The 7,463-nt window shown below is 69.6% G+C and carries 6 protein-coding genes; 1 reads left to right on the top strand and 5 read right to left on the bottom strand.

Annotation, left to right across the window (positions count from 1 at the left end):
• The 5 genes from GA0115259_RS02760 to GA0115259_RS42560 all read right to left on the bottom strand — a co-directional run.
• Nucleotides 1-433 (bottom strand): cation:proton antiporter domain-containing protein (locus GA0115259_RS02760; protein ID WP_176732409.1); only part of this gene is annotated, 433 nt, incomplete at its 3' end.
• A 98-nt stretch (nucleotides 434-531) separates the two neighbouring features.
• Nucleotides 532-1,041: a GNAT family N-acetyltransferase gene (locus GA0115259_RS02765; RefSeq protein WP_093590300.1), complete on the bottom strand. Its 510-nt coding sequence runs from the start codon at nucleotides 1,039-1,041 to the stop codon at nucleotides 532-534.
• Entirely contained in the window at nucleotides 1,038-1,979 is a 942-nt protein-coding gene (locus tag GA0115259_RS02770; RefSeq protein ID WP_093590303.1) for an RluA family pseudouridine synthase, read from the bottom strand. Before GA0115259_RS02770 ends, GA0115259_RS02765 begins: the two co-directional genes overlap by 4 nt.
• Nucleotides 1,980-2,085: 106 nt before the next feature.
• On the bottom strand, nucleotides 2,086-2,688 hold the full coding sequence (gene lspA, locus GA0115259_RS02775; RefSeq protein WP_093590306.1) for a signal peptidase II: 603 nt from the start codon (nucleotides 2,686-2,688) through the stop codon (nucleotides 2,086-2,088).
• Nucleotides 2,689-2,747: 59 nt separating this feature from the next.
• On the bottom strand, nucleotides 2,748-3,656 hold the full coding sequence (locus GA0115259_RS42560) for a TraR/DksA family transcriptional regulator (RefSeq protein ID WP_093590309.1): 909 nt from the start codon (nucleotides 3,654-3,656) through the stop codon (nucleotides 2,748-2,750).
• A gap of 579 nt (nucleotides 3,657-4,235) precedes the next feature.
• On the opposite strand from GA0115259_RS42560, the gene ileS reads away from it, so the two are divergent.
• Nucleotides 4,236-7,385, top strand: a complete 3,150-nt coding sequence (ileS, locus tag GA0115259_RS02785) for an isoleucine--tRNA ligase (RefSeq protein ID WP_093590312.1) — start codon at nucleotides 4,236-4,238, stop codon at nucleotides 7,383-7,385.
• The last annotated feature ends 78 nt before the right edge of the window (nucleotides 7,386-7,463 follow it).

The raw sequence follows: 7,463 nt of genomic DNA on the forward strand, positions 1-7,463 counted from the left end.
CCGAGCCCAGCCGCCGCGGCAGTCCGAGCGAGCCCGCGACGGCGGTCGCGGCGACCGGATCGGGCGGCGCCACGAGCGCGCCCAGCGCGACCGCGGCGGCGACCGGTAGGCCGGGCACGACGGAGTTGGCGACGACCGCCACCGCCGCGGTCGTCACAAAGACCAGCGCGACCGCGAGCAGGAAGATGGGACGCTTGTTGGCGGCGAACTGCCGCCAGGAGGTGCGCTGTACGGCGGCGTAGAGCAGAGGAGGCAGCAGCAGCGGCAGGATGAAGTCCGGCGGCACCTGGACGTTCGGTACGAACGGCAGCAGCGCCAGAGCGATCCCGACGAGCGTCATCAGCACCGGCGCGGGCAGCCTGAGCCGTTCGCCGAGCGGCACCGTGACCACCGCGCCGAGCAACAGCACGAGCAGCAGCGCCAGTTGGTCCACAGTGCGCCCTCCGGTGGTCGCGAGCCCGATGGCGGCCATCGGTGATCAGGGACCTCAAGCCTGTCACGCGCCGCTGTACGGTCGCGGCGCCGCCGCGGTCAGGCCGCCGTGGCGCCGCTGCGGATCGTACGGCGCATCGACCGGTGCGGAATGTCCGCGTCCAGGAACTCGGGCCCGTACGCCTCGTATCCGAGCCGCTCGTAGAAGCCCAGTGCGTGCGACTGCGCGTGCAGATCCACCACCGTGAGACCGCGCTCACGCGCCGCGTCCTCGATGGCCCGCACCAGCGCGGCGCCGATGCCCCGGCCACGGGCCGCCGCGGTGACCGCCAGCCGTCCCAGCGAGCCCACGGCCGGGTCTCCGCCGGTCCGGTCGGCGGCGCCGGGCCCGTACAGCAGCCGTCCGGTGCCCAGCGGCACTCCGTCGTCGCGGATGGCGAGCACCTGGAGCGCCTGGTCGTCACGGCCGTCGTACTCGATGTCCTCGGCGACGCGCTGCTCGACGACGAAGACCTCCTTGCGGACCGCGAAGCACGCCTCGATGTCCGCGGGATCCGTCGCGAGCCGGATCACAAAGCCGGTGTCTCCGCCTGCCTCGGCCCCGCTCATACGTTGCTCTCCGCCCTGACCCGGTCCAGTGCCTGCTGAAGATCCTCCGGGTAGGTGCTGGAGAACTCCACCCACTGCCCGTCCGACGGATGCTCGAAGCCCAGCCGCACCGCGTGCAGCCACTGCCGGGTCAGCCCGAGCCGCTTGGCCAGCGTCGGATCGGCGCCATAGGTCAGATCGCCCACACAGGGATGGCGGTGGGCCGCCATATGCACCCGGATCTGGTGCGTACGGCCCGTCTCCAGCTTGATGTCCAGCAGGGACGCCGACCGGAAGGCCTCGATCAGGTCGTAGTGCGTGACCGACGGCTTGCCCTCCGCGGTCACCGCCCACTTGTAGTCGTGCTGCGGATGGCGCCCGATCGGAGCGTCGATGGTCCCGCTCATCGGGTCCGGGTGCCCTTGCACCAGCGCGTGGTAGCGCTTGTCCACGACCCGGTCCCGGAACTGCGCCTTGAGCAGGGTGTACGCCCGCTCCGACTTGGCCACGACCATCAGCCCCGAGGTCCCGACATCGAGCCGGTGCACGATGCCCTGCCGCTCGGCGGCACCCGAGGTCGAGATCCGGTAGCCGGCCGCGGCGAGACCGCCGATGACCGTCGTACCGGTCCAGCCCGGGCTCGGATGCGCGGCCACGCCGACGGGCTTGACGATCACGACGATGTCGTCGTCGTCATGCACGATCTCCATGCCCTCGACGGGCTCCGCCACGATCTCCACGGGCGCCGCCGCCTGAGGCATCTCCACTTCGAGCCAGGCGCCGCCGTTGACCCGCTCGGACTTCCCGACGACGGAGCCGTCGACCTGGACCTTCCCGGAGGCGGCCAGCTCCGCCGCCTTCGTACGGGAGAACCCGAACATACGGGCTATGGCGGCGTCGACTCGCTCGCCCTCCAGGCCATCGGGTACGGGCAGCGTTCTGATCTCGGGAAAGCTCACGCGTCGAGTATGCCTTGTCGGGCCTGGCGACCGTCCCGCCTGTGGATAACCCTGACCGCTTGTGGATAAGTCTGGGCAGATCCCGGACGGCCGTGGTCGGCCCCGGTCAGTCCTTGTGGACAGTCCCGTCCGGGTCGAGGCCCCGGAACGACAGCAGCACGATCAGGATTCCGCCGCAGACGATCGCCGAGTCGGCGAGATTGAAGACCGCGAAGTGTGCCGGAGCGATGAAGTCCACCACCGCGCCCTGGAAGACGCCCGGCGAGCGGAAGATCCGGTCGGTGAGATTGCCGAGCGCGCCGCCGAGCAGCAGTCCGAGCGCGATCGCCCAGGGCAGGCTGTAGAGCTTGCGCGCCAGCCGGGCGATCACCACGATCACGGTCGCCGCGATGATCGTGAAGATCACCGTGAACGCCTCACCGACGCCGAACGCGGCGCCGGGATTCCTGATCGCCTCGAACTTCAGCAGATCACCGATGACCTCGATCGGCTCGTGGTGCTCCAGCTTGGCCACCACGAGCATCTTGGAACCGAGGTCGAGCAGGTAGGCCAGGACGGCGACGATGAAGAGCGCGGCGATCTTGCGCTTCCCTTTGGACTGCTCGGGGGGCTGCTCGGGCTTCCCCTTGGACTGCTCGGCGGAAGCCGCAGTCTCGTCGTCAACATCCGGAACATCCGGCGTACCGATAACGCGCTCCGCCTCTGCCACGTGAGTCCCTCAACCTAGACGCCTGACTGAGGACGAGCGTACGGCACACCTGTACGCGTTCAGCCTCGACGTTCCTGCTTTTGCTTGTCCTCCACGCACAGCGTGGCCCGCGGGAACGCCTGCATCCGGGCCTTGCCGATCGGCCTGCCGCAGATCTCGCAGAGACCGTAGGTGCCGGAGTCCAGCCGCTGGAGCGCGCGCTCGGTCTGCTCCAGCATCTCGCGGGCGTTGGCGGCGAGCGCCATCTCGTGCTCGCGCGTGATGTTCTTGGTGCCGGTGTCCGCGTCGTCGTCACCGGCGCCGTCACCGGAGTCCCGCATCAGCCCGACGAGGGCGGTCTCGGACGAGGTGATCTCGGCGGTCAGCCGCGCGATCTCGCCCTCCAGCTCGTCCCGGGCCGCGGCGACCTCCTCCTCGGTCCAGGGATCCTCGCCCGGCCGTACGGCCAGCTCCCCGGGAGGTGTCGCGGCGGCGCTCGCCGTGGAGACCGCTGTCGCGACCACCGAGGCGGGCTCGCCGGCCGCCGTGCTCCTGCCACCCGCAGTCTTCTTGGCTCCCACCGTTTTGGCTCCCGTCTGTTCCGCGGCCTTGGCCGCCCCCTTGGCCGCGGACGCGGCCTTCTTCGCAGGTGCCTTGGTCACCGGCGCCTTTTTCGCTGCCTTCTTCGTGGCCGTCTTCCGCCCGGCCGTCTTCTGTGCGACCGGCTTCTCCGCCTTCTCCGCGGCCGACTTCTCCGCGACGGCCTTCTGGGCCGGTGCCTTCCCGGCCGGTGCCTTCTTCGCCGGGGCCTTCTTCGCCGCCGGCTTCTTCGTTGCGGTCTTCCTCATGGAGGTCTTCTTCGCGGTGGTCTTCTCGGCTGTGCTGTTCGGGGTGGTCTTCGCGGTGGTGGACTTCTTCGCCGGCGCCTTCTTCGCCGGCGCCCGCTTGGCCGTGGCCGACTTCTTCGCGGCGGTCTTCTTCGCCACCATGGCCGCGGCCCCTTCACATATTGTGATCTTGCTCGCGAATCGTGCTGGGACGATAAATCGACACCAGCCCCGCGGCAACGGGGCACGCCGCCGGTCCGGCCCTCCCCATGGCGTGACAAGACGAGCCTCCATCCGTTGTGCCCAGCTCGCCGCCCGGTAATCCGCCGCCGGCCGGCCACAAAGTCCGAAAGGGCCGGTATAACCATTCGGGTCATACGTTCGGCCGTACGGCACCTCCGGCCAAAACCGGTCGGCCGCGCCATCCGCCGCCCCGTACACTTGGCTCCAGCGAAAGGCGTGGATGGGGACGAGTAGCGTCGTACGCGGCCATGAGCGACCCGGGGACGGTGCGAGCCCGGGGGCAGAGCGCGATGTGAAGCATCACCCCGGAGCCGCCGGAAGAAAGCCCTGGTCGGATCTTTGGACCCAGGGCGAGTAGAACCGGCAGCGCGACCCCAATGAGGGGGCCGCGGGCGGAGCGCGCCCGGGGCCAAGGAGGGTGGTACCGCGGGAGCGCAGGCTCTCGTCCCTCCGACGGAGATGTCGCAGTTCCGCCGGAGGAAGCGCCCCATGACACCAGTGACGCCACCGCAGTACCGACAGGTCCCCGCCCAGGTCGACCTGCCCGCGCTGGAGCACGCCGTGCTCGATTTCTGGCGTGAGAGCAAGGTCTTCGACAAGAGCCTCGAACGCTCCGAGGGCCGTCCCGAGTGGGTCTTCTACGAGGGCCCGCCGACCGCCAACGGTATGCCGGGCGCGCACCACATCGAGGCCCGCGTCTTCAAGGACGTCTTCCCGCGCTTCCGCACCATGCGCGGCTACCACGTCGCCCGCAAGGCCGGCTGGGACTGCCACGGTCTGCCCGTGGAGCTGGCGGTGGAGAAGGAGCTGGGCTTCAACGGCAAGAAGGACATCGAGGCGTACGGCATCGCCGAGTTCAACGCCAGGTGCCGTGAGTCCGTGACCCGGCACACCGACGCCTTCACCGAGCTGACCACGCGCATGGGGTACTGGGTCGATCTGGACGACGCGTACCGCACGATGGACCCGGAGTACATCGACTCCGTCTGGTGGTCGCTGAAGGAGATCTTCGACAAGGGCCTGCTGGTCCAGGACTACCGGGTGGCGCCCTGGTGCCCGCGCGACCAGACCGGTCTCTCCGACCACGAGCTGGCGCAGGGATACGAGACGATCGTCGATCCCTCGGTCTTCGTCCGCTTCCCCCTCACCTCGGGACCGCTCGCGGGCGAGGCGTCACTGCTGGTCTGGACGACCACACCGTGGACCCTGGTCTCGAACACCGCCGTGGCCGCGCATCCCGAGGTCACCTATGTGGTCGCGACAAACGGCGAGGAGAAGCTCGTCGTGGCCCGGCCACTGCTGGCGAAGGCGCTGGGCGAGGGCTGGGAGCCCACCGGTGAGTCCTTCACCGGCCGCGAGATGGAGCGCTGGACGTACGACCGTCCCTTCACGCTGATCGACTTCCCGGACGGGACCGAGGCGCATTACGTCGTCAACGCCGAGTACGTCACGACGGAGGACGGCACCGGTCTGGTCCACCAGTCCCCGGCCTTCGGTGAGGACGACCTGAAGGTCTGCCGCGCGTACGGCCTTCCCGTCGTCAACCCGGTGCGTCCCGACGGCACCTTCGAGGAGGACCTGCCGCTGGTCGGCGGTGTCTTCTTCAAGAAGGCCGACGAGGCGCTCACCGAGGATCTGCGCGAGCGCGGGCTGCTGTTCCGGCATGTGCCGTACGAGCACAGCTATCCGCACTGCTGGCGTTGCCACACCGCGCTCCTCTACTACGCGCAGCCGTCCTGGTACATCCGTACAACCGCGATCAAGGACCGGCTGCTCGACGAGAACGAGAAGACCAACTGGTTCCCGGACTCGGTCAAGCACGGCCGGTACGGCGACTGGCTGAACAACAATGTCGACTGGGCGCTCTCCCGGAACCGCTACTGGGGCACACCGCTGCCCATCTGGCGCTGCGCGGAGAACCACCTCACCTGTGTGGGTTCACGCACCGAGCTGACGGAGCTGACGGGCAGCGACCAGTCGGGGCTGGATCCGCACCGTCCCTTCATCGACGCCGTCACCTTCACCTGTCCCGCCGAGGGCTGCGCGCTGGAGGCCGTCCGGGTCCCCGAGGTCATCGACGCCTGGTACGACTCGGGCTCGATGCCGTTCGCGCAGTGGGGCTACCCGTACAAGAACAAGGATCTCTTCGAGCAGCGCTACCCGGCGCAGTTCATCTCGGAGGCGATCGACCAGACGCGCGGCTGGTTCTACACGCTGATGGCCGTCGGCACGCTGGTGTTCGACAAGTCGTCGTACGAGAACGTCGTCTGCCTCGGCCATATCCTCGCCGAGGACGGCCGGAAGATGTCCAAGCACCTGGGCAACATCCTCCAGCCGATTCCGCTGATGGACCAGCACGGCGCGGACGCGGTCCGCTGGTTCATGGCGGCCGGCGGCTCGCCGTGGGCGGCGCGGCGGGTGGGGCACGGCACGATCCAGGAGGTCGTGCGCAAGACGCTGCTGACGTACTGGAACACCGTGGCCTTCCAGGCCCTGTACGCCCGTACGTCGGGATGGGCGCCCAGCGAGGCCGACCCGGCGCCGGCCGACCGGCCGCTGCTGGACCGCTGGCTTCTGAGCGAGCTGCACGCGCTGGTCGACCAGACCACCCAGGCCATGGAGGCATACGACACCCAGCGCACCGGCAAGCTGCTCTCGGCGTTCGTGGACGATCTCTCCAACTGGTACGTCCGCCGCTCGCGCCGCCGCTTCTGGCAGGGCGACAAGGCGGCGCTGCGCACACTGCACGACGTGGTGGAGACGGTCACGCGGCTGATGGCGCCACTGACGCCGTTCATCACCGAGCGGGTCTGGCAGGACATGGTCGTGCCGGTGACTCCGGACTCGGTGGAGTCGGTGCATCTCGCGAGCTGGCCGGAGCCCGATCTCGCCGCGGTCGACCCTGCGCTCTCGCAGCAGATGGCGCTGGTGCGCAGGCTGGTGGAGCTGGGCCGGGCGACGCGCGCGGAGTCCGGCGTGAAGACACGCCAGCCGCTCTCGCGCGCGCTGATCGCGGCGGCGGGCTTCGAGACGCTCTCTCCCGAACTGCGGGCCCAGATCACGGAGGAGCTCAATGTCTCCTCGCTGGCGACGCTCTCCGAGGTGGGCGGCTCGCTGGTCGACACGACGGCGAAGGCCAACTTCCGGGCACTGGGCAAGCGTTTCGGCAAGGGCGTCCAGGCGGTGGCGAAGGCGATCGCGGACACGGACGCGGCGGCGCTGTCGCTGGCCCTGCGCGAGGGCGACGCGACGGTGACGGTCGACGGCGCTCCGGTCTCCCTCTCGCCGGAGGAGGTCATCATCACGGAGACTCCGCGCGAGGGCTGGTCGGTCGCCTCCGACTCGGGCGCGACGGTCGCGCTGGACCTGGAGATCACTCCGGAGCTACGGCTCGCGGGCCTGGCGCGTGACGCGATCCGGCTGATCCAGGAGGCACGCAAGAACAGCGGCCTGGACGTCGCGGACCGCATCGCCGTCCGCTGGACGGCCACGTCCCTGTCCACCACGGAGGCCCTCACCGCCCACACTCCCCTGATCTCGGACGAGGTCCTGGCCACGTCCTTCACTCCCGGCACCCCGGACGCCTCCTACGGCCCTCCGTTCACGGACGAGTCCCTGGAACTCACCTTCCACCTCCGCAAGTCCTGACCGTCGGCGGGGTGCGGGCCTCCTCCCCCACCCCGCCCCTCCCCGAAACCAGGGGCACGCCCCTGGACCCCAACCGCA

This window comes from Streptomyces sp. MnatMP-M17 (assembly GCF_900091995.1).
Taxonomy (GTDB): Bacteria; Actinomycetota; Actinomycetes; order Streptomycetales; family Streptomycetaceae; genus Streptomyces.